Source organism: Pseudotabrizicola sp. 4114 (assembly GCF_031457365.1).
Taxonomy (GTDB): domain Bacteria; phylum Pseudomonadota; class Alphaproteobacteria; order Rhodobacterales; family Rhodobacteraceae; genus Pseudotabrizicola.
The window spans coordinates 177,750-204,232 of the sequence record NZ_JAVDWP010000001.1 but is presented as its reverse complement, the minus strand read 5'-3'; the positions used below and the strand labels follow the sequence as shown (position 1 = coordinate 204,232).

The 26,483-nt window shown below is 65.9% G+C and carries 27 protein-coding genes; 14 read left to right on the top strand and 13 right to left on the bottom strand.

The window, feature by feature from the left end; translation table 11 throughout:
• Positions 1-92 precede the first annotated feature (92 nt).
• Both J2X53_RS00990 and J2X53_RS00985 read right to left on the bottom strand, forming a co-directional pair.
• The gene (locus J2X53_RS00990; RefSeq protein ID WP_349035621.1) at positions 93-1,439 is read right to left on the bottom strand and encodes an ammonium transporter; all 1,347 of its coding nucleotides are present in this window, start codon (positions 1,437-1,439) and stop codon (positions 93-95) included.
• A 27-nt stretch (positions 1,440-1,466) separates the two neighbouring features.
• Entirely contained in the window at positions 1,467-1,805 is a 339-nt protein-coding gene (locus J2X53_RS00985) for a P-II family nitrogen regulator (protein WP_118150570.1), read from the bottom strand.
• Positions 1,806-2,065: 260 nt separating this feature from the next.
• On the opposite strand from J2X53_RS00985, the gene J2X53_RS00980 reads away from it, so the two are divergent.
• Both J2X53_RS00980 and J2X53_RS00975 read left to right on the top strand, forming a co-directional pair.
• Positions 2,066-4,345: a transglycosylase domain-containing protein gene (locus tag J2X53_RS00980; protein WP_349036271.1), complete on the top strand. Its 2,280-nt coding sequence runs from the start codon at positions 2,066-2,068 to the stop codon at positions 4,343-4,345.
• Between the two features lie 264 nt (positions 4,346-4,609).
• A complete protein-coding gene (locus J2X53_RS00975) occupies positions 4,610-5,725 on the top strand; it encodes an SLC13 family permease (protein ID WP_349035620.1) in 1,116 nt (371 codons plus the stop codon).
• 101 nt (positions 5,726-5,826) lie between these two features.
• On the opposite strand, the gene J2X53_RS00970 is transcribed toward J2X53_RS00975, so the two are convergent.
• Both J2X53_RS00970 and J2X53_RS00965 read right to left on the bottom strand, forming a co-directional pair.
• Positions 5,827-6,438, bottom strand: coding sequence for an ABC transporter substrate-binding protein (locus J2X53_RS00970; protein ID WP_349035619.1), 612 nt, complete (start codon positions 6,436-6,438; stop codon positions 5,827-5,829).
• Positions 6,428-7,222, bottom strand: a complete 795-nt coding sequence (locus J2X53_RS00965; protein ID WP_349035618.1) for a VacJ family lipoprotein — start codon at positions 7,220-7,222, stop codon at positions 6,428-6,430. Before J2X53_RS00965 ends, J2X53_RS00970 begins: the two co-directional genes overlap by 11 nt.
• Before the next feature lie 248 nt (positions 7,223-7,470).
• Here J2X53_RS00965 and J2X53_RS00960 point away from each other — a divergent pair, with 248 nt between their 5' ends.
• The 5 genes from J2X53_RS00960 to J2X53_RS00940 are packed head-to-tail and all read left to right on the top strand — an operon-like array spanning position 7,471 to position 10,879.
• Positions 7,471-7,932, top strand: coding sequence for a RidA family protein (locus J2X53_RS00960; RefSeq protein ID WP_349035617.1), 462 nt, complete (start codon positions 7,471-7,473; stop codon positions 7,930-7,932).
• A 1-nt stretch (position 7,933) separates the two neighbouring features.
• Positions 7,934-8,707, top strand: a complete 774-nt coding sequence (locus tag J2X53_RS00955) for a glycerophosphodiester phosphodiesterase family protein (protein WP_349035616.1) — start codon at positions 7,934-7,936, stop codon at positions 8,705-8,707.
• A gap of 52 nt (positions 8,708-8,759) precedes the next feature.
• Complete coding sequence (locus tag J2X53_RS00950; protein WP_349035615.1) at positions 8,760-9,917, top strand: GNAT family N-acetyltransferase; 1,158 nt, start codon at positions 8,760-8,762, stop codon at positions 9,915-9,917.
• A 51-nt stretch (positions 9,918-9,968) separates the two neighbouring features.
• A complete protein-coding gene (locus J2X53_RS00945) occupies positions 9,969-10,589 on the top strand; it encodes a glutathione S-transferase family protein (protein ID WP_349035614.1) in 621 nt (206 codons plus the stop codon).
• A complete protein-coding gene (locus tag J2X53_RS00940) occupies positions 10,586-10,879 on the top strand; it encodes a 4a-hydroxytetrahydrobiopterin dehydratase (RefSeq protein ID WP_349035613.1) in 294 nt (97 codons plus the stop codon). The genes J2X53_RS00945 and J2X53_RS00940 overlap by 4 nt, the downstream gene beginning before the upstream one ends.
• A gap of 103 nt (positions 10,880-10,982) precedes the next feature.
• Here the strand turns inward: J2X53_RS00940 and J2X53_RS00935 are convergent, their stop codons facing one another.
• Positions 10,983-11,471, bottom strand: a complete 489-nt coding sequence (locus J2X53_RS00935; protein WP_349035612.1) for a peroxiredoxin — start codon at positions 11,469-11,471, stop codon at positions 10,983-10,985.
• A gap of 79 nt (positions 11,472-11,550) precedes the next feature.
• Between J2X53_RS00935 and J2X53_RS00930 the strand changes: the two genes are divergently transcribed.
• The 3 genes from J2X53_RS00930 to J2X53_RS00920 are packed head-to-tail and all read left to right on the top strand — an operon-like array spanning position 11,551 to position 13,969.
• Complete coding sequence (locus J2X53_RS00930; RefSeq protein ID WP_349035611.1) at positions 11,551-12,753, top strand: FAD-dependent oxidoreductase; 1,203 nt, start codon at positions 11,551-11,553, stop codon at positions 12,751-12,753.
• Entirely contained in the window at positions 12,750-13,313 is a 564-nt protein-coding gene (gene rsmD, locus J2X53_RS00925) for a 16S rRNA (guanine(966)-N(2))-methyltransferase RsmD (RefSeq protein ID WP_349035610.1), read from the top strand. The genes J2X53_RS00930 and rsmD overlap by 4 nt, the downstream gene beginning before the upstream one ends.
• On the top strand, positions 13,310-13,969 hold the full coding sequence (locus tag J2X53_RS00920; protein ID WP_349035609.1) for an HAD-IA family hydrolase: 660 nt from the start codon (positions 13,310-13,312) through the stop codon (positions 13,967-13,969). Before rsmD ends, J2X53_RS00920 begins: the two co-directional genes overlap by 4 nt.
• Positions 13,970-14,093: 124 nt before the next feature.
• On the opposite strand, the gene J2X53_RS00915 is transcribed toward J2X53_RS00920, so the two are convergent.
• The gene (locus J2X53_RS00915; protein WP_349035608.1) at positions 14,094-16,622 is read right to left on the bottom strand and encodes an FtsX-like permease family protein; all 2,529 of its coding nucleotides are present in this window, start codon (positions 16,620-16,622) and stop codon (positions 14,094-14,096) included.
• A complete protein-coding gene (locus tag J2X53_RS00910) occupies positions 16,619-17,317 on the bottom strand; it encodes an ATP-binding cassette domain-containing protein (protein ID WP_349035607.1) in 699 nt (232 codons plus the stop codon). Before J2X53_RS00910 ends, J2X53_RS00915 begins: the two co-directional genes overlap by 4 nt.
• Between J2X53_RS00910 and J2X53_RS00905 the strand changes: the two genes are divergently transcribed.
• From J2X53_RS00905 to J2X53_RS00895, 3 genes are all read left to right on the top strand, one after another.
• Positions 17,316-18,005: an arylesterase gene (locus tag J2X53_RS00905; protein WP_349035606.1), complete on the top strand. Its 690-nt coding sequence runs from the start codon at positions 17,316-17,318 to the stop codon at positions 18,003-18,005. The genes J2X53_RS00910 and J2X53_RS00905 overlap by 2 nt on opposite strands.
• 178 nt (positions 18,006-18,183) lie before the next feature.
• Positions 18,184-19,611 carry an FAD-binding oxidoreductase gene (locus tag J2X53_RS00900; protein WP_349035605.1) on the top strand — a complete coding sequence of 476 codons (1,428 nt, stop codon included), beginning with the start codon at positions 18,184-18,186 and terminating at the stop codon, positions 19,609-19,611.
• Positions 19,608-20,816: a hypothetical protein gene (locus J2X53_RS00895; RefSeq protein ID WP_349035604.1), complete on the top strand. Its 1,209-nt coding sequence runs from the start codon at positions 19,608-19,610 to the stop codon at positions 20,814-20,816. Before J2X53_RS00900 ends, J2X53_RS00895 begins: the two co-directional genes overlap by 4 nt.
• Here the strand turns inward: J2X53_RS00895 and J2X53_RS00890 are convergent.
• On the bottom strand, positions 20,797-21,564 hold the full coding sequence (locus J2X53_RS00890) for a phosphotransferase (RefSeq protein WP_349035603.1): 768 nt from the start codon (positions 21,562-21,564) through the stop codon (positions 20,797-20,799). The genes J2X53_RS00895 and J2X53_RS00890 overlap by 20 nt on opposite strands.
• A gap of 47 nt (positions 21,565-21,611) precedes the next feature.
• Complete coding sequence (hemC, locus tag J2X53_RS00885; RefSeq protein ID WP_349036270.1) at positions 21,612-22,556, bottom strand: hydroxymethylbilane synthase; 945 nt, start codon at positions 22,554-22,556, stop codon at positions 21,612-21,614.
• Positions 22,557-22,643: 87 nt separating this feature from the next.
• Between hemC and hemE the strand changes: the two genes are divergently transcribed.
• A complete protein-coding gene (gene hemE, locus J2X53_RS00880; RefSeq protein ID WP_349035602.1) occupies positions 22,644-23,675 on the top strand; it encodes a uroporphyrinogen decarboxylase in 1,032 nt (343 codons plus the stop codon).
• 110 nt (positions 23,676-23,785) lie between these two features.
• On the opposite strand, the gene aqpZ is transcribed toward hemE, so the two are convergent.
• From aqpZ to hemF, 4 genes are all read right to left on the bottom strand, one after another.
• Entirely contained in the window at positions 23,786-24,475 is a 690-nt protein-coding gene (gene aqpZ, locus J2X53_RS00875) for an aquaporin Z (protein WP_349035601.1), read from the bottom strand.
• A gap of 101 nt (positions 24,476-24,576) precedes the next feature.
• A complete protein-coding gene (locus J2X53_RS00870) occupies positions 24,577-24,948 on the bottom strand; it encodes a hypothetical protein (RefSeq protein ID WP_349035600.1) in 372 nt (123 codons plus the stop codon).
• A 5-nt stretch (positions 24,949-24,953) separates the two neighbouring features.
• Entirely contained in the window at positions 24,954-25,562 is a 609-nt protein-coding gene (locus J2X53_RS00865) for a LysE family translocator (protein WP_349035599.1), read from the bottom strand.
• Positions 25,553-26,428 (bottom strand): oxygen-dependent coproporphyrinogen oxidase, encoded by an 876-nt coding sequence (hemF, locus tag J2X53_RS00860; protein WP_349035598.1) that lies wholly within the window; start codon positions 26,426-26,428, stop codon positions 25,553-25,555. Before hemF ends, J2X53_RS00865 begins: the two co-directional genes overlap by 10 nt.
• Positions 26,429-26,483: the final 55 nt, after the last annotated feature.

The following is a 26,483-nucleotide window of genomic DNA, read 5'->3' as shown; positions in this document are numbered from 1 at the left end:
GTCGCGGGCTTTTTCATGCGCATTCGGGCCAGTAAAAAGGCCCGAACCTTGCGGTTCGGGCCAGACGTCAGACTGACTGGGAGGAGGAGGCGTCAGCCCTTGGTAAACTCCGGGTAGGCTTCGAGACCCAGTTCGGCCTTGTCCAGACCCATCATCTCGTCTTCCTGGGTCGGACGCAGACCCATGGTCGATTTCAGGACGACCCAGACGATGCCCGAGGTGACGAACATGAACAGACCGATTGCGGCGAAGCCCACGAACTGCATGCCAAAGCTGGTGCCGTCGGTGTAGAACGGAACCGCCATGGTGCCCCAGAAGCCGGCGACCAGGTGAACCGGGATCGCACCAACCACGTCGTCGATCTTGAGCTTGTCGAGCAGTGGCACGACAACCAGAACGATCACGCCACCGATACCGCCGATCCAGACTGCGCCGAACAGCGACGGGTCCAGCGGCCCGGCGGTGATCGAGACCAGACCAGCCAGCGCGCCGTTGAGCACCATCGTCAGGTCGACCTTTTTGTAGATCAGCTGCGACAGGATCATCGCCACCACGGCCCCGGCAGACGCGGCCATGTTGGTGTTGGCAAAGATGATCGAGACGGCATTGGCATCGACTTCGGTGCCCAGAGCCAGTTGGGACGCGCCGTTAAAGCCGAACCAGCCCAGCCACAGCACAAACGTGCCCAGCGTGGCAAGAGCAAGGTTGGAACCCGGCATCGGGTTGACGCGGCCTTCCTTGGTGTATTTGCCCAGACGCGGCCCCAGGATCAGCGCACCCGAGAGGGCAGCAAAGCCACCTGCGGCGTGAACCAGTGTCGATCCGGCAAAGTCAGAGAAGCCTGCTTCCGACAACCAGCCGCCGCCCCACTGCCAGGAGGCCTCGATCGGGTAGAGGAACCCGGTCAGGACAACCGTAAAGATCAGGAACGGCCACAGCTTGATGCGCTCGGCCAGCGTGCCCGAGACGATCGAGGCGGTGGTGGCGCAGAACATCAGCTGAAAGAAGAAGTCCGATCCGGCCGAATAGCCGGTCGCCAGATCAGGATCGCCGCCGATGGTTTTGGCCGAGAACAGCTGGCCGACATAGCCGGTCATGGTCCAGGCGTCGCCCGGATACATCAGGTTGTAACCCACGATCCAGTACATCAGCGAGGCGATGGCAAAGAGCGCAATGTTCTTGGTCAGCTGCATCGTGACGTTTTTCGACCGCACCAGACCGGCCTCGAGCATCGCAAAGCCAGCGGCCATCCAAAACACCAGAAAGCCGCCGATCAGGAACAGCAGGGTGTTGAAAATAAAGGCGTTATCCACGGCCGCCGGTGCTGCGGCGACAACCTCTGCCGCCTCGGCGGTGGCGTCCTGTGCCCAGGCGGGCAGGCTGGCAAACAGCGACGCGCCCAGCGTCGCAAGACCAGCAAGTTTCATCGGAGTGTTCATCTTTGCGTTTCCCCTGTCCCCAACGCGTCAGAGCGCATCGTCGTTGATTTCGCCGGTGCGCACGCGCACGGCATGCTGGACATCCAGCACGAAGATCTTGCCATCGCCGATCTTGTCGGTTTTCGCGGTGGTGCGGATCGTTTCGACGACGGCATCCGCAAGGCTGTCGCTGACCACGATTTCCAGCCGGACCTTTGGCACAAAGTTCACGGCGTATTCGGCGCCGCGATAAATTTCGGTATGACCAGACTGGCTGCCGAAACCCTTGATCTCGGTGACCATCATGCCGCGCACCCCGATGGTGGTCAGTGCTTCACGCACTTCCTCCAGCTTGAACGGCTTGATTGCTGCAATAATTAGTTTCACGTCCTTCCCCTTCATTTCTGTGGGGCCCGGGGTTGGGCCCTTGCAGACAACAAGCCGCCTTTCGCAGGTGCAGAACAAGAAACCGACGGCGGAACTCTGCCTGAATGCGCGCCTTATTGCACAATTTTTATACTTATTGTGCAACTTGATGAATTTTTAGGCATGACACATATCCGAATCGTGAAGGCCCGCTCTCCACAACCCGGGTTATTCCGGCTAGAGTCGGGCAAAAGAACACGTCTTGAATGGTTGGGCAGGCAATGGCAGCATCGGGCAACGGCCGGGGAAAACTCACTGCGGACAAGCGGTATGCGGCCAGTCGGCCCGCAGCCGCCAAACCCACATCGGGCGGGCGTCCGCCGCGCAAACCCGCGCCGCGCAAGCCAAAGCGTCAGCACGGTCTGATTGTCGGCCTGATCATCGGGTTGTGGCGGCTGATCTGGCGGGTGCTGTGGGGGGTGACCTGGCGCATCGGGGCGGTGGTCGGCATGGTGCTGGCGCTGGCGGTGTTCTATTTCTACAGCCAGCTGCCCGCCGTGACCGAACTGCTGGATGGCCGGGCGCGCGGATCGGTGACCATGCTGGACCGCGAGGGTCAGGTCTTTGCCTGGCGCGGGGAGACGTTTGGCGGCCAGATCACGGCGGCCAATGTCTCGCCGTTTCTGCATGACGCGGTGGTGGCGACCGAGGACAAGCGGTTCTACCGCCATTTCGGCATCAGCCCGCGCGGCATTGCCGGGGCGGTGCGGATCAACCTGAGCGAAGGGCGCGGCCCCCTGTCGGGCAACGGCGGGTCAACCATCACCCAGCAGGTCGCCAAACTGCTGTGCCTTGGCGTGCCCTATAACCCCAGCGAATGGAAATCCGAAGCCGCTTATGAACAGGACTGCCGCAGCGGCGGTATCTGGCGCAAGGTCAAGGAGATCCCCTATGCGATGGCGATGGAGGTCAAGTATTCCAAAGAGGAAATCCTGACCATCTATCTGAACCGGGCCTATATGGGCGCGGGCGCGCGTGGGTTTGAAGCGGCGGCGCAGCGTTATTTCGGCAAGTCTGCCAATGAGGTTGGCCCGGCTGAGGCGGCGATGCTGGCGGGACTTTTGACCGCGCCGTCGCGCTTTGCGCCGACCAACAACCTGCTGCGCTCGCAGGAGCGCGCCGCGATTGTGGTCGGTCTGATGGAGGATCAGGGCTATCTGACCGCCGCGCAGGCCGCCGATGCCCGCCAGAACCCGGCCCGGCTGTCAAAGGCCGCCGAGACGAAATCGGGCGGCGCCTTTGCCGATTGGGTGATGGAGTCGACGCCAAGCTTTCTGTCATCGAACACGACCGAGGATGTGATCATCCGCACCACGCTGGACCAGCGGCTGCAAAAGGCGTCGGAAGAGGCGCTGGAGTTTGTCTTTGACACCAAGGTGAAAGAGGGTTCCAAGGCGCAGGCGGCGATTGTGGTGATGTCGGCGGACGGGGCGGTGCGCGCCATGGTCGGCGGGCGTGAGGCGGTGGCGGCGGGCAGTTTCAACCGCGCCACACAGGCCAAGCGGCAGACCGGGTCCAGCTTCAAGCCCTTTGCCTATGCGGCGGCGATGGATCTGGGGTTCACCCCGGCGGATTATGTCGAGGATACGCCGCTGACCATCAACATCCCCGGTTCCGGGGCCTGGACACCCAAGAACTATGACAACCAGTTCAAGGGCATGATCACGCTGGCGCAGGCGCTGGCCGAAAGCCGCAACATCCCCGCCGTTCGGGTATCCGAGGCGGTGGGGCGTGATGCGGTGCGGCGGGTGGCCAATGGGTTCGGCATTGTCTCGGCGCTGGCCGATGGGCCGGCGCTGGCGCTTGGCGCGTCGGAATCGTCCCTTCTGGAGATGTCGGGGGCTTATGCCGGCATTCTGAACGGCGGCTCTTCGGTCACGCCTTACGGTCTGGTCGAGCTGCGGTTGCAGGGTGAGAATGATGTGCTCTTGGGCGCGACTGGCGGTCTGGGGCAGCGGGTGATCAGCGAAGAGGCGGCGCTGTACCTGACCTATATGATGAACCAGGTGATCGAGTCCGGCACCGGGACGCGGGCACGGATTCCCGGTTGGCAGGCGGCGGGCAAGACCGGCACGACACAGGCGGCGCGGGATGCGTGGTTTCTGGGCTTTACCGCTGACTATGTGGCCGGGGTCTGGATGGGCAACGATGACAACGCGCCGCTGACCGGGGTGACGGGCGGTGGTTTGCCGGCCGAGATCTGGCGCGAGGTGATGGTGCGGGTGCATGATGGCGTTCAGCCGCAGCCGCTGCCCATGCTGATCCCCGAGCCGAAGCTGCCGCCGGGGGGCTACGCGTCGTCGCCCAATGTGATGGCCGACGGTCAGTCGCCCACCTCGGTGCCGCAGCCCGGCGCGCCTGCTGCGGCAGAGGTGCCGGCGCAGGAGGTGATCGTCTATGACGGGCCGATACCCGATGACTGGGTCAATGAGGGGCCGGTACAGGAGGGCGATCTGGCCGAACAGGTCTTGCGCGATGTGATGGGCGTGTTCGGGAACTGAGTGCGCCCCCCTGAAAGGGGGCGTGTGTAACACAGGGGGCACTGAGAGTGTCCCTTTGTTATCAACAGGTTAGTTGTGCGATATTAACCGGACCTTAAGACTTCCCCCACCTAAGAGGGATGCAGGGTGCCGGGCAGGCTCAGGGATGCAGAGCAGGCAGGATGCGCTTCGCCGTCTTTCTGCCCCGTTCCGCCCCCGGCCCATTCTGTGCTTGAGAAGGCCGGAATTTCCGGTCACATGCGCGGCAGGCATGGAGCGGGCACTATGATCGGTATTTTTCGCGCCATTTCAGCGCGGCTGGCGCAGGACTGGTTGTTGCTGGGGCTGATTGCCGTTTTCCCTGTGATGCTCTGGGCGGTGCCAAGACCGGCGGTCACCCTGTTCGGGTTGGTGGACTGGAAAACCGTGGCAGCGCTTGCCGGGCTGATGGTGCTGAGTCGCGGGCTGGAGGTTTCCGGCCTGATTGACCGCAGCGGTCGCTGGATCATCGGGCAGATCGGCAGCCTGCGCGGGCTGGCCTTTGCGTTGGTGGTGTTTGCGGCGGCGTTGTCGGCGGTGGTGACCAATGATGTGGCGCTGTTCGTGACGGTGCCGCTGACAGTGGGGCTGGCGCGGATGGTCGATCTGCCGCTGGGGCGGCTGGTGATCTTTCAGGCACTGGCGGTGAATGCCGGGTCGGCGCTGTCACCGGTTGGCAACCCGCAGAACCTGTTCCTGTGGCAGACATCGGGGGTTGGATTCGGACAGTTCACCCTGGCCATGATGCCGATTGCGGCGGCGATGATCGTGCTCTTGCTGGCGCTGATCCCGCTGGGCTTTGGCAAGGGGCGGCTGGCCGTGCTGGAAACCTCTGGCCCGCTGCCGGTGCAGCGGGGGCTGATGATCAGCGCACTTGCCGCCTATCCGCTATTTCTGTTCGCGGTGAATGCAGAGCTTGCGGTGCCGGGCGCTGTGGCGGTGATTGCCGTGTTTGCGCTGTGCTTCCGTGCGGTTCTGCGCGGGGTGGACTGGCCGCTGCTGCTGGTTTTTGTGCTGATGTTTATCAATCTGGGGCTGCTGGGCCAGATGCCGGGGGCCGCAGATCTGGTAGCAGCGTGGACCGAGGGGCAAGGCGCTGTCTACGCGCTGGGGGCGGGGCTGTCGCAGATCATGTCGAACGTGCCTGCGGCGATTTTCCTTGCGCCCTTCACCGACGACTGGCGCGCGCTGGCATGGGGCGTCAACGTCGGCGGCTTTGGGCTGGCCATCGGGTCATTGGCCAATCTGATCGCGCTGCGGCTGTCGGGCAAGCCGGGGCTGTGGCGCGAATTTCACCTGTGGTCGCTGGCGATGCTGCTGGGGTCGTTTGCCATTGGCGCGGGAGTGCTGGCGCTGGGGTGAGTGCCTCGCCTCGTCCTATCCCTGCGCCCTGCCCCGACAGCAAAACGCCGACCCTGCGCATTTGCGGGGGTCGGCGTTCTGGGTCTTTGACGGGCGCGGCGTCAGGCGTTTTTCATGTCGGCGATCAGACCGTCGATGTCGCCCCGGCGGCGGTCGAGCATCGCACCGATTTCGGTGCGTTCGCTGGCCAGCATGTTCACGCCTTCGATGATGATGTTGAAGAACAGATCCTTCCCCGAGCGGTCGGATACGTGCCAGCGCACATCAAACGGGGCCTGACCGCGCAGTTTGGCGACCGAGATCACCTCAAAATAGCTTTTGACGGCGCGGGCGCCGGTGACCTCAATCTGGCCGCCGATGAATTCGCGGAACCGGGCCCCGTATTTGCGGGCCATGTAGCTTTGGTACGCGGTGGTAAAGGCCGCAAGCTGCGCGCGCGAGGCGGACCGGGCGGCCGGGCCGAGGGCCGAGCGGGCGATCGTGGGCACATCGGCGTAGCGGCTGAAGATGCGTTCAAAATCGCCATACATCGCACTGGCGGATTTGCCCGAGTTGATCGTGGCATTCACATCGGCAATCGCCTTGCCGACCAGTGTGCTGGCCTGATCGACGGTAAGAGCCGCAGCGGCCACGGGCATGGCCAGTGCGGCGGCACCGCCGACCAGCCCGATGCCAAAGCCGCGACGTGTGATGATCAGCCTGTCATTCGCCATAGATGTCCTCATACGGATCCTCGAAAGCGTCATCGCCAGCGTCGCCGGCGGTTTGCCCCAGTTGAAAGCGGCGGTTTTGCAGATACAGCAGGCGGGCCTGCGCATAGCTGTCCGCAGAGTCATATAAGACAGAGTCGACCGTTTCGGAATAGCGCGCCCGATCACCAAGACTTGATACCACCTTTGCCACCGGCACGATGTTGCTTTCCGGCTTTGGCAGCACGTAGCGCAGCGGGTTCAGGCCGACATCGACGATCTTGCCCACCATGTCGCGTTCCGTTGACGGGCCGAGGAAGGGGAGTTCGACGTAATTCCCCTCTCCCGCGCCCCAGACATGCAGGGTTTCGCCGAAATCGGTGGTCTTGCCCTCCAGCCCGATGGCGCGGGCCGGGTCAAACAGCCCGCCGATGCCGACGGTGGTGTTAAGCGCGAACCGCAGGGTGTTTTGCAGCGCGAACTGCGGGCGGCCTTGCAGCAGGTTGTTGACCACGGCGCCGGGGGCGTCGAGGTTTTGCGCGAAATTGGTGACACCTCGCATCACCGGGCCGGGCGGCCCCTCGCCAAAGCCGCTGGAGAGCGGGCGCAGGATGGCGTTGTCGATGCTGCGGTTGAAGTCGTGGATCTCGCGGTTGTTCACCTCCAGCGGGTCGCTGAAGCCGGAGGGGGCCGGCTTTTGCGCGCAGGCGGCCAGCAGGGCCACGGCGGCCAGAGTGCCGGCGGCGCGCAGCAGCGCAGGGCGGGGGGTGAGACAGGGTGCAGTGGAAAACATACGGGATACAGCCATTTTCTGCCCGGAACCGGCGGGCGTCGTTATTGAGTCACAGCGTCGCAATAATCATGGGGTTTGATATAGGCCGTGGCATCAAAATACAACGCAGGCTTGGATTTGCGGTGCGTTTTGGGCAGGTTTCGGGCATCAGGGCGGGCCGGATATGTCATGTGATACATTGGAGTGCCGAATTGCCGGGCAGCTGGCCTTGCCGCCACCGGATCAGGCGGCTAGCCTGCGCCAAACTGAACGGAGGTGTTCCCATGTCTAAGATCGAAGCCCGCCTTGCCGAACTGGGCGTGACCCTGCCCGACGCGCCTGCTCCGGCGGCGAATTACGTGCCTTGGGTCATCAGCGGCAAACAGGTGTTCATCTCGGGCCAGATCAGCCAGAACGCGGGCGGTCTGATCAAGGGCAAGCTGGGCGCGGAGCTGACCGTGGAACAGGGGGCCGAGGCGGCAAAGGCCTGTGCGATTTCCTTGCTGGCGCAGGTCAAGGCGGCGACGGGCGGTGAGATTGACCGCGTGGTGCGGCTGGTCAAGCTGGTGGGGTTTGTGAACTCCGGCCCCGAGTTCGTGGACCAGCCGAAGGTGATCAACGGGGCCTCGGATTTCATGGTGGCGGTGTTGGGCGATGCCGGGCGGCATGCGCGGTCAGCCGTGTCGGCGGCGTCTTTGCCGTTTGGCGTGGCGGTCGAGATCGAAGCGGTGTTCGAGATTGCCTGACATGACACGCCCCGCCCTGCCCGCCGGGTTCCTGCGCCTGCCGGTGACGCATCGGGCGTTGCATGACCGCGCGCAGGGGCGGATCGAGAACAGCCCTGCCGCGATCCGCGCTGCGGTGGCGGCGGGCTATGCCATTGAAGTCGATGTGCAACTGTCTGCCGATGGGCAGGCCATGGTGTTCCATGACGACGAGCTGGACCGGCTGACGGCGGAACGCGGGCCGGTGTCGGCGCGCTCTGCCGCCGCGTTGGAGCAGATTGTGCTGACCGGGGGCACCGACCGGATTCCGACGCTGCCGGAGGTGTTGGGCATGGTCGCGGGCCGGGTGCCGCTGCTGATCGAGATCAAGGATCAGACCGGGGCGATGGGCGAGACCGACGGGCGGCTGGAGGCGGCGGTGGCGGACGCTTTGGCCGGATACGGCGGCGAAGTGGCGGTGATGTCGTTCAACCCGCATTCGGTGGCGCATATGGCACGGCTGGCGCCACATGTGGCGCGGGGGTTGACCACATCATCCTATGAGTATGACGACTGGGCCCCGGTGCCTGCCGAGGTCTGCGACCGGCTTCGCGGGATTCCCGATTTTGACCGGGTGGGGGCGTCGTTCATCAGCCATCAGGGCAATGACCTGACACGGCCGCGTGTGCTGGACCTGCGCGCTGCGGGAGTGCCGGTGCTGTGCTGGACCATCCGCACGTCCGAACAAGAGGCAATGGCGCGGCAGATTGCGGCGAATGTGACGTTCGAGGGCTATCTGAGCGCGCTGCCCGCTTGAATTTGCGGGCGCGCGGCACAGTCTATGCGGGCGCGCCCGGAATAACGGAACCATGACCGAAATCACCCTGCACCAGAGCCTGACCGAGATTGATGCCGACGAGTGGGATGCGGTGGCGGCCCCTGAACAGGTATCGGGGCGGCCGGTGGACCCGTTCACCACCTATCGGTTTCTGAGCGCGCTGGAGCTGTCCGGCTCGACCGGGACCGGCACAGGCTGGACCGCGCATCCGCTGGTGCTGCGCGAGGCGGGCCGGATGGTGGCCGCCGTGCCGATGTATGCCAAGGGCCATTCGCAGGGCGAGTATATCTTTGACCACGGCTGGGCGCAGGCGTTTGAGCGGGCGGGCGGGCGGTACTATCCGAAGCTGCAGATTGCAGTGCCGTTCACGCCCGCGACCGGACGGCGGTTTCTGGGCGATGCGGCGCACCGCGAGCTGTTGCTGGCGGCGGCGATTTCGGTGGCGGCAAAGAACCGGCTGTCGTCGCTGCATGTGACATTCTGCACCGAAGACGAGGCCGAGGCTTTGGCGGGCGTCGAGGGCGTGCTGCACCGGGTGACGCAGCAGTTTCACTGGGAAAACAACGGCTACGCCTCGTTTGACGATTTTCTGGGCCAGCTGTCGAGCCGCAAGCGCAAGATGATTCGCAAGGAGCGTGAGACGGCGCGGGCATCAAACCTGACCATCCGGGCCTTGACCGGCGATCAGATCGAGCCTGCGCATTGGGAGGCGTTTTGGCAGTTCTATCAGGATACCGGCGCGCGCAAATGGGGCACACCTTACCTCACGCGGGCAGCGTTCACCCGGTTTCATGAGACCATGCGCGACGACATTCTGCTGGTGCTGGCGTTTGACGGCGCGCGGCCCGTGGCGGGGGCGCTGAATTTCATCGGGCGCGATGTGCTGTTTGGCCGCTATTGGGGCTGCAGTGAGGATCACCCCTGCCTGCATTTCGAACTGTGCTATTATCAGGCGATCGACTGGGCGATTGCCAACGGGCTCGCCCGCGTCGAGGCGGGGGCGCAGGGCGAGCACAAGCTGGCGCGCGGCTATCTGCCGACCCCGGTGCATTCGCTGCACTGGATCGCCGATGCGGGCTTTCGCGACGCCGTGGCGCGGTACTTGCAGGAAGAGCGCCGCGCGGTGGATGAGGAAATCGAGGTGCTGACGCAATACGGCCCGTTCCGCCGGGTGCAATCGGAAGACTGACAGCGCGGGCCGGGCGTGGCAGAGTAACATCGAACCATGTGAGGGACGATCATGGACAGCCTGACCTTTTACACCAACCCGATGTCGCGGGGCCGGATCGTGCGCTGGATGCTGGAAGAGCTGGGCCAGCCGTATGAGACGGTGGTGCTGGGCTATGGGGCCGAGATGAAAGCCCCCGGCTATCTGGCGGTGAACCCGATGGGAAAGGTGCCGGCGGTGGTGCATGACGGGCAGGTGGTGACGGAATGTGCCGCGATCTGCACCTATCTGGCCGATGCCTTCCCGCAGGCCGGGCTGATGCCCGCGAGCCGGGCCGCTTTTTACCGCTGGATGTTCTTTGCCGCCGGGCCGTTGGAACAGGCGGCGGTGAATGCGTCGTTTGGCTGGAAGCCCGGCACCGTGCAGGAGGCGGGGCGCACCGGCTATGGCAGTCTGGAAACGGCGGTGGGGGCGTTGTCTGACCATGTGGCGGGGCATGAGTTTGTGGCGGGGGAGGCGTTTTCGGCGGCGGATGTCTATGTCGGCAGTCAGGTCGGTTGGGGGCTGCAATTCGGAACGCTTCCCCGGACCGACGCGTTGTCTGCATACTGGGACCGGATCAAGACCCGCCCAGCCGCTGCGCGGGCGACCGCGATGGATGATGCGCTGATGAACAAGGACAAGCCCGAATGACCGACAAAACAGAGTTGGACCGATCCACCCTGCTGCCGCTGTTCGGCACCGGGTGGAAGATGGCAGAAAACAAGGATGCGCTGGAAAAGACCTTTCTGTTCAAGGATTTCAAACAGGCCTTTGCCTTTATGACGAAAGTGGCCGACGACGCCGAAGATCTGAACCATCACCCGGACTGGTCGAACAGCTACCGCACGGTCAAGGTGAAACTGACCAGCCATGACGCGGGCGGGCTGACCAAGCTGGACGTGGATCTGGCGCGGCGGATGGACAAGGCTGCGGGGTATTGAGGGCGCTGTCTGGGGCGTGGCGGCGGGTCTGACGCGCCCCCCACCCCTGCCCCCTCCCCACGAGGGGGAGGGGAAGCGATTTGTTCTGAACGCGGCGCGCGGCTCAGATCGCAGCCAGAAGCGCCTCACCGCCCGAGATGTCGCAGGTGCCCGGCGATTCCTCCAGATGCAGCTGTTTGACCACGCCATCCTCGGCATAAAGCGCGTAGCGTTTGGAGCGGTCCAACAGCCCGGCGGGCGCGGCAGAGAAGCCAAGCCCCATGGCCTTGGTAAATCCCGAATCGGCATCGGCCAGCATGGTCACGCCCGCCTCGGTCGCGCCGGTCGCCTCGCCCCAGGCCTTCATCACGAAGGGATCGTTGACCGAGACGCAGACGATCTCGTTCACGCCCTTGGCGGTGAACTGGTCCTTGGTGCGGATAAAGCTGGGGACATGGGCGGAATGGCAGGTCGGCGTGAACGCCCCCGGCACGGCAAACAGTACCAGCTTGCGGCCGCGTGCCAGATCTTGCAGCGAAACGGGCTCTGGCCCCTTGTCGCCGAGCTTGATCAGGGTCGCATCCGGCAGCGTGTCGCCTATAGAAATCGTCATGGTGGTGTCCCTCTCGCGTTGCGTTCTGACTGCGGCAAGATATAGGGTCCGGCCCGTTGGGCGACCAGAGGAATATGGCATGCGCGTGGTGATCATCGGGGCGGGACAGGCCGGGGCAGCGCTGGCGGCAAAGCTGCGCGGGCTGGGGCATACGGGGCCGATTACCATGATCGGCGCGGAAACCGCGCCGCCCTATCAGCGCCCGCCGCTGTCGAAAGCCTATCTGATGGGCGAGATGGAGGCCGAGCGGCTGTGGCTGCGCGGGCCGGAGTTCTGGGCCGATCAGGGGGTGGACCTGCGGTTGGGGTCGCCGGTGACCGGGGTGGATACGGCGGCGCGGACGGTGAGTCTGGGGGCCGAGGTGATCCCCTATGACGCGCTGGCGCTGACCACCGGGTCAACGCCGCGCCGTTTGCCGGCTGCGATGGGGGGCGATCTGGCCGGGGTTTATACCCTGCGCGGGCTGACAGATGTGGATGCGATGCGGGCTGAGTTTCAGCCGGGCCGCCGGGTGGTGATTGTCGGCGGCGGCTATATCGGGCTGGAGGCGGCAGCGGTGTCGGCAAAGCTCGGGCTGCAGGTCACGGTGCTGGAGATGGCGCCGCGCATTCTGCAACGGGTGGCCGCGCCGGAAACCTCGGACTATTTCCGCGCGCTGCATGCCGCGCATGGCGTGACGATCCTAGAGTCGACCGGGCTGGAGCGGTTGCTGGGCGACGGGCGCGTGACTGGCGCGCGGCTGTCGGACGGGCGCGAGATTGCGGCCGATTTCGTGCTTGTCGGCGTGGGCATCCTGCCTGACACGGCGGTGGCGCAGGCGGCGGGGATCGTGATCGACAATGGCATCGCCACCGATGCCTTTGGCCGCACCTCGGCCCCGGATGTCTGGGCGGCGGGCGATTGCGCGTCCTTCCCGTGGGGGGCGGGGCGGCTGCGGCTGGAATCGGTGGGCAATGCGATTGATCAGGCCGAAACCGTTGCCGCCAATATCCTTGGCGCGGGCAAGGCGTATGAGGCGCGGCCATGGTTCTGGTCGGATCAGTATGACTGCAAGCTGCAGATCGCCGGGCTGAACACCGGCTATGACCGGATCGTGACCCGCCCCGGCGAGGGGGGGGCGGTGTCGTTCTGGTATTATCAGGGTGAGCGGCTGCTGGCGCTGGATGCGATGAACGATGCGCGGGCCTATATGGTCGGCAAGCGGCTGATCGAGGCGGGCAAATCGCCCGCGCCCGAGGTGGTGGCGGACCCGGCCACCGATCTCAAGGCGCTCTTGCGATGAGGATCATCGGCGGGCGGGCGCGCGGGCTGCATCTGGCCCCGGTGGGGGCGGGCGATGCGCTGGCGCATCTGCGCCCCACCTCCGACCGGGTGCGCGAGTCGATCTTCAACCTGTTGCTGAACGGCGGCCACGGCAATCTGGTGCAGGGCGCGCGGGTGCTGGATCTGTTTGCCGGCACTGGTGCTCTGGGGCTGGAGGCGCTGTCGCGCGGGGCGGCGCAGGCCAGCTTTGTCGAGGATGGCAAGACGGGCCTCGCGCTGGTCAGGCGCAACATCGCGCTGATGCGGGCCGAAGCGGAAACCGAGGTCTGGCGGCGCGATGCGACGCAGCTGGGGGACAACCGGGGCGCGGGGTTTGATCTGGTGTTCCTTGATCCGCCCTATGGCAAGGGTCTGGGCGAAAAGGCGATTGCGGGCTGCCTTGCGGGCGGCTGGCTCGCCCCCGCTGCGGTGATCGTCTGGGAGGAAGGCACCGCCCCGGTGCCGCCCGCCGGGCTGGACCTCATCGACCAGCGCAGATATGGCGACACCCATGTGACCCTGCTCAGGATGCCCGGATGACCCCCAAAGCTGTGATTTTCGACTGTGACGGCGTGGTGGTGGACAGCGAGGGCATGACCTTCGAGCTGCTGGTGGGGGAGTTTGCCGCGCATGGCCTGCATCTGACGGTCGAGGTGATCGCGCGCGATTTCATCGGCGGCACCATGGCCGATGTGGCGGCCCGCGCCCGGGATGCGGGGGCGGCGCTGCCCGAGACCTGGGTCGGGGCGTTCTACCAGCGGCTTTATGCACATCTGGCCAAGGGCACGCCGCTGATCCCCGGCATCCTGACCGTGCTGGACAGGCTGGAGGCAGCGGGTATTGCCTTTGCCATGGGCTCGAACGGGTCGGATGAAAAGATGCAGATCACGCTGGGTCAGCACCCCGGGCTGATCGCGCGGTTCCGGGGCCACCTCTATTCCGGCCAGACGCTGGGCGCGCCGAAACCCGCGCCTGACCTGTATCTGCACGCGGCACGGCACCTGGGTGTCGCCCCTGCCGATTGCGTGGTGGTGGAAGACAGCCCGACCGGCGCACGGGCGGCACAAGCCGCCGGGATGCGCTGCCTCGGCTATGCCGCGCATACCCCGGCAGAGCGGCTGGTGGCTGTGGGCGCAGAGCCGTTTTTCGACATGGCCGACCTGCCCGGCCTGATCGGGCTGCCCCGCCTGCTCTGACCACCCGCTTTATCTTGGCTTAAATATCCCCGCGCAGAGCGCATGGCCGAGCCGGTTGCGGCTTTGCCGCAGAGGCGAGATAAAAAAAGCGCGCGCGAAGCGCGCTCCATTTTCTTCACTCTTCTCAATCCGCCGCGCGCAACACCTGTGCCGGACGGGCGGACAGCGGGCGCAGGGCAAAGGCGAGGCCTGCGGCAAGGGTGGCAAGCACCCCGCCCAGAATGATCGCGAGGGCCGAGACCGGCTCGAACCGGTAGCTCGAGTCCATCACGAACACCATCACCGCCCAGCCTGCCAGACCGCCCGCCACAATCGCGACCAGCCCGGCTGCGGCCCCCATCAGCGCGGAGCGCAGGGCAAAGCTGGCGAGGATGCGGCCCCGTGTGGCGCCGAGCGTTTTCAGCACTGCCGCCTCATAGACCCGCGCGCGCTCCCCCGCCGCAGCCGCGCCGATCAGCACGACAAAGCCGGTCAGCAGGGTAGCAGCCGCCGCCCAGGCGGTGGCGGTGGCAATCGCGCCCAGCGCCTCGGTCACCCGGTCGATGGCATCCTTGACGCGGATCGCGGTGATATTGGGATAGGCGCGCGACAGGTCACGCAGGATCGCGGCCTCGGCCTCGGGCTCGGCATAGACGGTGGCGATATGGGTGTGGGGGGCACCCGCCAGAGCCGCCGGGTTCAGGGTCATCACAAAGCCCATCCCGCCGGACGAGAAATCCACATTGCGAAAGCTGGTGATGGTGGCGGTGATGTCCCGGCCAAGAACGTTGACGGTGACGGTGTCGCCCAGCTGCAACCCGATCTCGGCGGCGGATTCAGCTGAAAAGCTGACCTGCGGCGCGCCGTCATAATCGGCGGGCCACCATTCGCCTGCGGTGATGGTGGTGGTCTCGGACGGCACCGCCGCATAGGTCACGCCACGATCGCCCCGCACCACCCAGTGCTCGCCCGCCACTTCGCGCGCCGGGCGGCCGTTGATCTGCGTCACCACCCCGCGCAGCATCGGCGCGGTGTCCACCCGGCTGACCGCCGGATCCTCGTTGACGCGGGCAAGGAAGCCGTCGATCTGGTCGGGCTGGATGTCGACAAAGAAGTAGGACGGCGCGCGATCGGGCAGATCCTGTGCGATGGCAAGGCGCAGGTTGGATTCGATCTGACCAACAGCGGCCAGCACCGACAGGCCAAGCCCAAGCGACAGCACCACGCTGGTCGCCTCGGCCCGTGGCCCGCCGATGGCGGCCAGCGCCAGACGCAGCGCCACCCTGCCCCGCGCCAGAGCGGACCGCGCAAGGCCATTGGCCGCCCGGCGCAACAGCCACGCCGCCCCCGCCAGCACCATCAGCGCCCCGGCAATGCCGGCGGCAGAGCCCAGCGCCAGTTCCGGCACGCCGGAAAACCACACAGCCCCGCCGACCAGCAACACCAGCAGCCCGGCCACGGCGATGGCCGCTGGCCATCCGGCCCAGCCCTCACGCCCCGCGCCGCGATAGAGCGCAGCGGCGCGCATATTGCGGGTCCGCGCCAGCGGCCAGAGCGTGAAGACGAACGCCGTCGTCAGCCCGTAGAACGCCGCCTCCAAAAGCGGCATCGGATAGGGCCGGAAGATCACCGGCAGCGGCAGGGAGGCCGAAATCACTGGCGCCAGCAGCATCGGAATCACGGTGCCCAGCACCAGCCCGATGGTCACCCCAAGTCCCGCCAGAACCGCGATCTGCATCAGGTAGATGCGGAAAATCGTGTTGCCCTCGGCCCCCAGCGTTTTCAGCGTGGCGATGGTCGAGACCTTGCCATCCAGATAGGCGCGCACCGCCGAGGATACCCCGACCCCGCCCACGGCCAGCCCGGCCAGCCCGACAAGGATCAGGAACGACCCCATCCGTTCGACAAAGCGCTCCACCCCCGGCGTGGCGCGGCGGCTGTCCTGCCAGCGCACGCCATTGTCACGGTACAGCGCCTCGGTCTGGTCTTCCAGCGCGGCCAGATCGCTGCCTTCGGGCAGCAGCAGCCGGTATTCGGTTTCATAGAGCGAGCCCGGACCGATCAGCCCCGACTGCGCCAGACCCTCGGTCAGCACCATGGTCCGGGGGCCAAGGGTAAAGCCTTGGGTCGCCGAGTCGGGCTCGCGCAGCAGCACCGCGCCCAGGCGGAACTCCTGCACGCCAAGGCGAAAGGTATCGCCCGGCACAAGGCCCAGCCGGTCGACCAGAACCCGGTCCATCACCGCGCCGGGCAGGCCGTCTTGCGTGGCAAGCGCGTCGGCCAGCGGCATCTGAGGCTCCAGCTCCACCGCGCCCAGCAGCGGATAGGCGGCATCGACTGCCTTGATCTGGGTCAGCGCGGTGTCTTCGCCGCGCACGGCCATCGAGTTGAAATCAACCACTTCGGACACGCCGGTTGCAATCCGGTCCATATAGGCGCGCTCGGCCTCATCGGCGAAGCGATAGGTGAATTCCATCTGCGCATCGCCACCCAGCAGCACCGCCCCCTGGTCGCGCAACCCCGCCTCGATCGCGGCGCGCACCATGCCGACCGAGGCAATCGCCATCACGCCCAGCGCAAGGCAGGCGAGAAAGATGCGAAAACCGCGCAAGCCGCCGCGCAATTCGCGCCGGGCCAGTCGCCATGCCAGAGGCCAGCCCGCCACGGCGCTCATTCCGCCGCCGCCTTCATCCGGTCTTCGCCGACGATCCGGCCATCGGCCAGCCGCACCACGCGGTCACACCGCTCGGCCAACTCCGGCGCATGGGTAACCAGAACCAGTGTCGCGCCATGGCGGTCGCGCAGGCCGAACAGCATGTCCATGATCGCGGCCCCGTTGACGCCGTCCAGATTGCCGGTCGGCTCATCGGCCAGCAGGATCGCCGGGCGCGGGGCTGCGGCGCGGGCGAGGGCCACGCGCTGCTGCTCGCCGCCCGACAGTTGCGTGGGGTAATGGTCCATCCGCGCGCCCAGGCCCACGCTGCGCAATTCCTCGGCGGCGCGCTCGAAAGCATCGGCCACGCCCGCCAGTTCCAGCGGCACGGCGACGTTTTCCAAAGCGGTCATTGTCGGGATCAGGTGGAAAGACTGGAACACCACCCCCATATTCCCCCTACGAAAGCGCGCGAGGGCATCTTCGTCCAGGGCGGTCAGATCCGACCCCAGCGCAAGGACAGACCCCGATGTGGCGCGTTCCAGACCGCCCATCAGCATGAGGAGTGACGACTTGCCAGACCCGGACGGACCGATCAGCCCCAATGTCTCGCCTTGCGCGACATCAAGGGAGATGCCCTTCAGAATTTCGACCGGCCCGGCATTGCCTGCCAGTGTCAGCGTCGCATCCTTCAACGCCAGAACGGTCTGACCCATGATGTTTTCCTTTATTCTGTCCCCTGTTGCATATGGCGCATTGCGCGGCCTGCGCAACCTGACCTTCACGCTGGCGTTACCGTTTTCCGCCGCAAGCGTGGCTTATGCCGAACCCGTGACCGTTTTCGCGCTGGGGGACAGCCTGACCGCCGGCTACGGATTGCCCGAGGGCGAGGGGCTGGTGCCGCAGCTGAACGCGTGGCTCGACGCGCAAGGTGCCGATGTCACCGTGCTCAACGGCGGCGTGTCGGGCGACACCTCGGCTGGCGGCCTGTCGCGGCTGGCCTGGAGCCTGACACCAGAGGTCGATGCCCTGATCGTGACGCTGGGCGGCAACGATCTGCTGCGCGGGCTGCAACCCTCGGTGACCCGCAGCAATATCGAGGCGATCCTGACCGAGGCGCAGACGCGCCAGCTGCCGGTGCTGCTGATCGGCATGGCCGCGCCGGGCAATTTCGGCCCCGAGTACAAGGCTGCCTTTGACCAGCTTTATCCCGAGCTGGCCGCGCACTATGGCGCGCAACTGGTCGACAGCTATTTCGGCCTGATCGACCCCGCCGCCACCGACCCCGGCCAGATTTCGCAATATATGCAGGCTGATGGCATCCACCCCAACGCAGACGGCGTGAAACGCGCGGTCGAGGCCCTGGGGCCGCAGATCCTGACTCTGGTGGATCAGATCGACTGACCCTGCCATTGCTGCTTGCCAAATACTCCCGCCGGAGGCATCCGCCGTTTTTCGCGCGCGACCGGGGCCAGAATAAGCGCAGCCAGCAGCAAAGACCGCCCGCGAGGGCTTGATGCGCGGCGCGTGTCGGGTCATTGCTGTGCGGCCCGTCGCGGGCAGCCCGTGCAAGGATGGCGCGATGACCCTGATTGCTGATCTGACAGACCTGCTGGGCCCGGCCCATGTGCTGACCGGCGCGGACAGGAACCGCCATGCGCGGGACTGGACCGGGAAATATCCCGGCCAGCCGGTGGCGGTGGTGCGGCCCGCGGATACCGGCGAGGTTTCGGCCTGTCTGCGGCTGGCGGCGCGGCATGGGGTCGCAGTGGTGCCGGTCTCGGGCAACACCGGGCTGGTGGGGGGCACTTACACGCAAGGTGGTTTGCTGCTCTCGCTGGAGCGGATGAACCGCATCCGCGATCTGAACCCGGCGACTCGCATCGCCACGGTGGAGGCCGGGGTGATCCTGTCGGCCTTGCATGACGCGGCGGCGGAGCAGGGGCTGTACTTCCCGCTGTGGTTCGGCGCGCGCGGGTCAGCGATGATTGGCGGCGTGCTGTCGACCAATGCGGGCGGGTCGAACGTGCTGCGCTATGGTTCGACCCGGGCCTTGTGTCTGGGGATGGAGGTGGTGCTGGCCGACGGGCGGGTGCTGAACCTGATGTCGGCGCTGCACAAGGACAACTCCGGCTACGCCTTGCGCGATCTGTTCATCGGGGCCGAGGGCACTTTGGGCATCATCACGGCCGCGGTGATGAAGCTGGTCCCTGCCCCGCGCGCCTATGCGACGGCCACGCTGGCCCTGCGCAGCCTTGCCGATGCTTCGGTGCTGCTGAACCGGCTGCAAGAGGCGTCGGGCGGGCTGGTAGAGGCGTTTGAATTCATGCCTGCCAGTTACATGCGGCGGTTGGCCAGCGTGCGGCCCGATCTGGGGCTGCCGTTTGGCGACGTGCCGGAAGTGACGATCCTGACCGAGCTGGGCGCCACCTCACCGGCGCTGTGCGACGTGGGCGAGGACGGGTCGGTGCCGCTGACCGGACTTTTGGAGGTCACGGTGGCGGCGCTGATGGAGGAGGGGGTGATCACGGATGCCATCGTCGCGCAAAGCGAGGCGCAGCGCCTGATGATGTGGGCACGGCGTGAGGCGGCGGCAGAGATCACCTTTGCGAAGCGTCCCTTTGTCGACACCGACATTGCAGTGCCGCTGGACCGGGCGGCTGATTTTCTGGCGGCCATTCACGCGCGCCTGCAAGCGATAGATCAGGCGCATGAAGCGATGGTGGTGGCACATCTGGGCGATGGCAATCTGCATTTCACCGCGTTCCCGGTCGATGGCTCTGAAGCCACCTATGACCGGGTGATCACAATGATCGAGGATGTGGTGGCCGAGCTGCACGGCAGCTTTTCGGCAGAGCATGGCGTCGGCCTGTCCAAGCTGCCCTCGATGGCGCGGCGCAAGGATGCGGTGGCACTGGATGTGATGCGGGCGATCAAGGCGGCGCTGGACCCTGAAGGCCGGATGAACCCCGGCAAGGTCATTCCAACAGAAAGCACCCCCCTGTCGTGACCGCGCTGCAGACAGTTCTGACAACCCCGGTATTCAGGATGCTGGCGGGGGTGATCGGGTTGATGGGGATGATCAACGCCTCACTCTACCCCTATCAGTCGCTGATCGGGATCGAGGTTCTGGGCCTGCCCGAGCCGGTGTTTGCGCTGGTGCTGGTGCTGGCCTCGGTGGTGGCGGTGGTGACTTCGGTGCTGCTGGGCATTCTGTCGGACCAGAAGGCGAACCGGCGGCGGCTGGCGCTGATCACGGCGCTGATTGGCGCTGTGGGGGCGGCGCTGATGGTGTTTGCGCCCGGCCCGGTCAGTTTTGTGCTGACCAACGGGATTCTGCTGCCGGTGGCCTCGTCGGTGTTTGGTCAGGCCTTTGCGCTGAACCGGCTGGCCAGTCAGGGATTTCCGGCGCAGCGCGAGGGGATACAGGCGACAGTACGGGCGGCGATGTCGGTGACCTTCCTTTTGATGCTGGTGTTCTGGACCTTTGCCTTTGGCCGGGGGGCGGATGTGATGCTGACCTATGCCACCGGGGGCGTCGCCAGTCTGGCGCTGCTGGCGCTGATCTGGGGGTATTGGCCGCGCGACGGGCAGACCGGCTGGGCCGATCAGCCGTCGGGCCTGCGGCTGGGAGCTGCACTGGCGCAGCTGGCGCGGCCCGAGGTGGCGCTGCGGCTGTTGTGCCTTGGCGCTGTGACCTCGGCGGGGGTTTTGTACATGATCCTGGCCGCGCTGGTGTTTTCAGAAACCGCTGGGCGCGATGCGGCGGATACCGCGCTTTATGTCGGCATGGTGGCGGGGTGGGAGGTGCCGTTCATGCTGCTGTTGCCGCGCTATCTGGCGCATGTCTCGCGGCCCAAGCTGATTTTCTGGGGCACAGTTCTGTATGTCAGCCACCTGATCGCGCTGCCGTTTCTGGCGGGGTCGGCGTGGATCTGGGCGATGACCTTGCCTGCGGGACTGGGCGGGGTGGCGATGCTGATCCTGCCGATTTCCTATTATCAGGATCTGATGGTGGGGCGGCCCGGCACGGCGGCGTCGATGCTGGCGCTGCAAAAGCTGGTGGCGGATGTGATGGCGGCGCTGGCCTTCAGCGCGGGTGTGGCGATTGGCGGCTATGCGCTGACCGCTGCTCTGGGCGGTGGGATTGCGATTCTGGGGGCCTTGGGGCTGTGGCTGGCGGACCGGGGGCGGATCAGCCCGGCGCTTGCGTAGCGCGGCGCAGCCAGGCCAGCGCAGGCGGGATCGCCTGCACATCCCTTGACGGTTTGCTGAACCGGATCACAGCGCGGGCCAGCCCGTCAAGCGGTGCCAGCAGCCGCGTCAGCCGCGCAACCCAGCGCCATACTCCGGCCGGGGCGGCGGCGCGATAGGTGTCGATGGCAGCATAGAGTTCCGGGCCGGGGAGGATGCCACGGTCATTGGCAAACCAGCTGTGGGTAAAGATCACCACATCCATCGCCCGCACAACCGGGCTGCGCTTGTAACTGCGGAAGCGTTCCAGATCAATCATCCGCAACTGCCCCGACTGCCAGCAGAAATCGCGCAAGGCGGGGCGGCCATGCGCATACCCCGCCCGGTGCAGACCCGCCAGCGCCGCGCCTGCGGCGGCAAAGGCGGCGATACGGTCGGGCATGGGGTGGGTGTGGTCCCTGATCAGCGCAGAAAGCGTGGGGCCAAGGTCGGGCAACAGCAGGTAATCGGGGCCTTCGGCGATCACCTCGGGCACCGGCACGCCTTTGGCATGCAACAGGCGCAGCGCCTCGCGTTCGGCGACAAAGGCCGACAGGCCGTTGCCCTTTTGCAGCCGCATCCGCCCGGTGGCCTGTTCAACCCGTTTCAGCCACACCCGCCCGCCATCCGGCAGGGCCAGCGCCCGGATGCGTTGTGATGGCTGCCTGAGCGCGGCTTGCAGGGCAGAGGCGACGTGCTTTGGCAGCGGGGTGGGGTCAGGGTCGAGCATCGGTGCAATGTAACACCAATGTAACGGAAATTTAAGAGCCGGGCGGCTTAACGCCAGCTGAAGAAGCCGGCGGGGGCCTGTGACAGCAGCTCTTCGGCCAGATCCGTGCCCAAGGCGGCGGCGTCTGCGGCGGGGCCCGAGCGGCTGCCGGTGATGGATTCTGACCCGTCCGGGCGCAGGATTTCACCGCGCAGGTGCAGGCTGGAGCCGTCCAGCGTGGCCAGCCCGGCAATCGGGGTTTCGCAGGACCCGTCCAGCCGCGCCAGCATGGCGCGTTCGGCGTTCAGGCGCAGGCCGGTGGGCGTGTCGTGGATCGCGGCCAGCAGGCTGGCGGTATGGGCATCATTGCTGCGACGTTCGATCCCGATGGCGCCCTGGGCGACGGCGGGCAGCATGTCTTCGACCTCGATCGCCGAGCGGGCCATATGGGCCATGCCCAGCCGGTTCAGTCCCGCCATGGCCAGAAAGGTGGCGACAGCCACGCCATCGTGCAGCTTCTTCATCCGGGTCTGCACATTGCCGCGAAACTCGACCAGTTGCAGATCGGGGCGTTTCAGGCGCAGCTGTGCGCGGCGGCGCAGGCTGGACGAGCCGACGACCGCACCCTGCGGCAGATCGGCCAGACCGGCCACATGCGGGCTGACAAAGGCATCGCGCACATCTTCACGCGGGAGGTAGCAATCGAGGATCAGGCCGTCGGGTTGCAGCGTGGGCATGTCTTTCATCGAATGCACCGCGATGTCGATGCCGCCCTCCAGCAGCGCCTCTTCGATCTCGCGGGTGAACAGGCCCTTGCCGCCGATGTCTTTCAGCGCCTTGTCGAGAATCTGGTCGCCCATCACCTTGATCACGCAGATTTCAAACGCCTCCTCCGGGAGCGAAAAAGCCGCCATCAGGCTGCGCCGCACCTCATGCGCCTGCCACAGGGCAAGGGGGGAACCACGGGTTCCGATCTTCAGGGGTTGGGCGGGGGTGGGCAGGTTTTGCATCATGGCTTCCGGCATACAACTGTCAGGTTCGCCTGACAACTCTTGACAAGGCGGGGCGCACGTCGGACCCATGGGACAAAGGAGCCCAGAATGACCGAAAAGACCATCCTTCGCGCGCTGAAAGGCGAAATTCTTCCGACCCCGCCGATCTGGATGATGCGTCAGGCGGGACGCTACCTGCCCGAGTATCGCGCGACACGGGCGCAGGCGGGCGACTTTTTGTCGCTGTGCTACAACCCGGATCTGGCCGCCGAAGTTACCTTGCAGCCGATCCGGCGCTATGGCTTTGACGCGGCGATCCTGTTTGCCGACATTCTGCTGTTGCCGCAGGCGCTGGGGCCAAAGCTGTGGTTTGTCGAAGGCGAAGGTCCACGGATGGAAACCACCACCAGCATGGCGCAGGTGCAGGCGCTGAAACCCATCGAGGCGATTCATGACACGCTGTCGCCGGTCTATGAGACGGTGCGGATTCTGGCGCGGGAGTTGCCGAAAGACACCACGTTGATCGGCTTTGCCGGGGCGCCGTGGACGGTGGCGACCTATATGATCGCCGGACGCGGGTCGAAAGATCAGGGTGCAGCGCATGCCCTGAAAACGGCGGACCGCGAGGCGTTTGTGGCGCTGATCGACATCATCACCGATGCGACGGTGCTGTATCTGTCGGAGCAGGTCAAGGCCGGGGCCGAGGTGGTTAAGCTGTTTGACAGCTGGGCCGGAAGCCTGAAAGGCGCGGATTTTACCGATTTCGCGCTGAAACCGGCGGCAAAGATCATTGCGGCGCTGAAAGAGTTGCACCCCGGCCTGCCGGTGATCGCCTTCCCGCGGGAGGCGGGTGAGGGGTACATCGGCTTTGCCAAGGCGGTGGGGGCGGATTGTGTGGCGATCGACAATTCGGTGACCCCGGAATGGGCGGCGGCGCATGTGCAGCCGGGCGGCTGTGTGCAGGGCAACCTGTCGCCGGTGCATATGGTGACCGGCGGCGACGATCTGGTGCGTGAGACGCGGCGGGTGGTGGATGCGTTCCGCAAGGGGCCGCATATCTTCAACCTGGGCCACGGGATCACGCCGGATGCTGACCCCGACAATGTGCAGCGGATGATTGATACGGTGCGTGAAGCCTGAAACGTGGAGGGCGGGGAGACCCCCGCCCTACACATTTGTCTGCCGGATTTGCCCGGTCTTCGGGCGCGGCGGTTGCGCATGGGTAGGGCGGGGTTCACCCCGCCTCTCGTTCAGTCGTCGGCCAGCAGCGCCTGCCAGATCATCGCGCCGATGGCGGCACCGGCCAGAGGGGCGAGCCAGAACAGCCAGAGCTGCGCCAGCGCCGGACCGTCGGCGAACAGCGCCACGCCGGTAGAACGGGCGGGGTTGACCGAGGTGTTGGTCACCGGGATCGACACGAGGTGAATCAGCGTCAGGCCAAGGCCGATGGCGAGCGGGGCAAAACCTGCGGCAGCGCCCCGAGCGGTGGCACCAAGGATGATGATCAGGAAAATGGCGGTCATCACCACCTCTGTCACCAGAGCCGCCGTCAGGCTGAACCCGCCGGGCGAGGCCGCGCCATAGCCGTTGGAGGCAAAGCCGCCGACCCCGGCAAAATCGCCCTTGCCCGAGACGATCACATACAGCACCAGCGCCGCCAGCACCGCTCCCGCGACCTGTGCCGCCCAATAGGCGGGCAGGTGTTTCATCTCGAACCGGCCCGCGATGGCAAGGCCAAGGCTGACGGCGGGGTTGAAATGCCCGCCCGAGATGCCGCCCACGGCATAGGCCATGGTCAGAACGGTCAGGCCAAAGGCCAGCGACACGCCCAACAGGCCGATGCCGACATCGGGGAAGCCTGCGGCCAGAATGGCGCTGCCGCATCCCCCCAACACCAGCCAGAACGTGCCGATCAATTCGGCAGACAGACGCTTTCTCATGATAATGGTTCCCTACACTGTTCCCTTTGGCGGGTCTGCTGCCCGCATGTCACAAGACATACGGGCGCAAGGGCCGCATCGCCAAGCGATTTCAGCGCAGGTCAGAGGGGGAAAGAATCGCCAATCATGTCATGCAGGGCGGCCAGCGCCTGATCGGCATCTTCGGTCTGCGGGCCGATGCGGATGGCGATGACAGCGGCCCAGCCGAAGCTGGCCACATGCTCGGGGCGGATGGCGATGGTCAGGCCGCGCGCATCGCGGGTGATGCTTTGCACCGCGTCTTCGGCCCCGAAATCCTCGTCATTGACCGCAAACCAGACCGGCCCGCCGGTCAGGGGCTGGCGGAACAGGGCGTAGGGTTCATCCTCTTCCTCGCCCTGGGCAAAGCCGATGAACAGAAACCCGTCTTCGTCATCTTCGACCACGGAGGCATAGGCGGCGTGGATGGTGATATCGGCCGATGGGGCGGTCATTGCGGTCAAGTCCTTGTGAATAGCCAGAGCGCCACGGCAACCAGTGCAAGGGCCATGATGCGCCGGGTTTGCCTGACGCGGTGGCCCTGTGCAAGCCAGACCGTTGCTGTGCCTGCGGTGGTGACGATGGCAGCATGGATCAGGGTGGCGATGGCGACAAAGGTAAAGGACAGCACTGACACTTCGGCAAAACGCGCGGTGGGGGTCATGAATCCGGGCAGCACGGTGACAAAGAACGCCGCCGCCTTCGGGTTCAGCAGGTTGGTGATCAGCCCGCGCCGGAACTGCGCAAAGGCAGTGGCCCCGGCCCCTGCGTGCCCCTCATCCGCCCCGGCCCCGCGCCATGTGTCCCATGCGATGTACAGCAGATAGGCGACACCGGCCCAGCGCAGGGCCTGATAGGCCAGCGGCTGCGCCTGGAGCAGGGTGGCAAGACCAAGCGCGGACACAAGGCCGATCAGCGCGAGGCCCAGACAAACGCCCGCGACGGCGGCATAGCCCGGGCGGCGGCCTTCGGTCGCGGCAAGCAGCGCCAGCCAGGCCATGTTCGGTCCCGGCGTCAACTCGATCAGCAGCGCTGTGAGCGCAAAAGCCGGAAGCTGGGTCAGGTCCATTTGGCGATGGGCGGCAGGCTCATCAGCACGGCATTTGCGTCATGGCCGGTTTCCAGCCCGAATTTGGTGCCCCGGTCATAGACGAGGTTGTATTCGGCATAGAGGCCCCGGTGGATCAGCTGCGCCTCACGGTCGGCCTCGGTCCACGGCGTGGCGACGCGGCGTTCGGTCAGGGGCACGAAGGCGGGCAGGAAGGCAGAGCCGACGGCTTGGGTAAAGGCGAAATCGGCCTCCCACGAGTCAGAAGTGGCACCGCCGGTGTTGAGGTCGTCGTAGAAGATGCCGCCCACGCCACGGGCGCGGCCACGGTGGGGGACGAAGAAGTATTCATCGGCCCAGGCCTTGAAGCGCGGGTAATAGGCCGGGTCATGGGCATCGCAGGCGCGCTGCATTTCGGCATGGAAATGCGCGGTGTCTTCGGCATATTCCAGCGCCGGGTTCAGGTCGGCCCCGCCGCCGAACCACCATGCATGCGGGGTCCAGAACATGCGGGTGTTCATGTGGACGGCGGGGCAATGCGGGTTGACCATATGGGCGACGAGGGAAATGCCGGAGGCCCAGAACCGCGGGTCACTTTCCATACCGGGAACGCCCCGAGCGGCCATCGCCTTTTGGGCGCGCTCGCCCAAGGTGCCGTGCACTTCGGAGACGTTGACGCCGATCTTTTCGAACACGCGGCCACCGCGCATCACGCTCATCAACCCGCCGCCGCCATCGGCGCGGGTGGTGGGGGTCACCTCGAACCGGCCGGGGGTTCCGGTGCCGTGGCTGTCCTCCAGCGCCTCGAAGGAGGCCACGATCCGGTCACGCAGGGTTCGGAACCATGCTGCGGCACGGCTCTTCCGGGCATCGAATTGATCGGTCATTGGTTGGTCCCCCTCGCCTGTTGCCTCCTGCCTAGCAAATGCCCGTGCCCGCGCC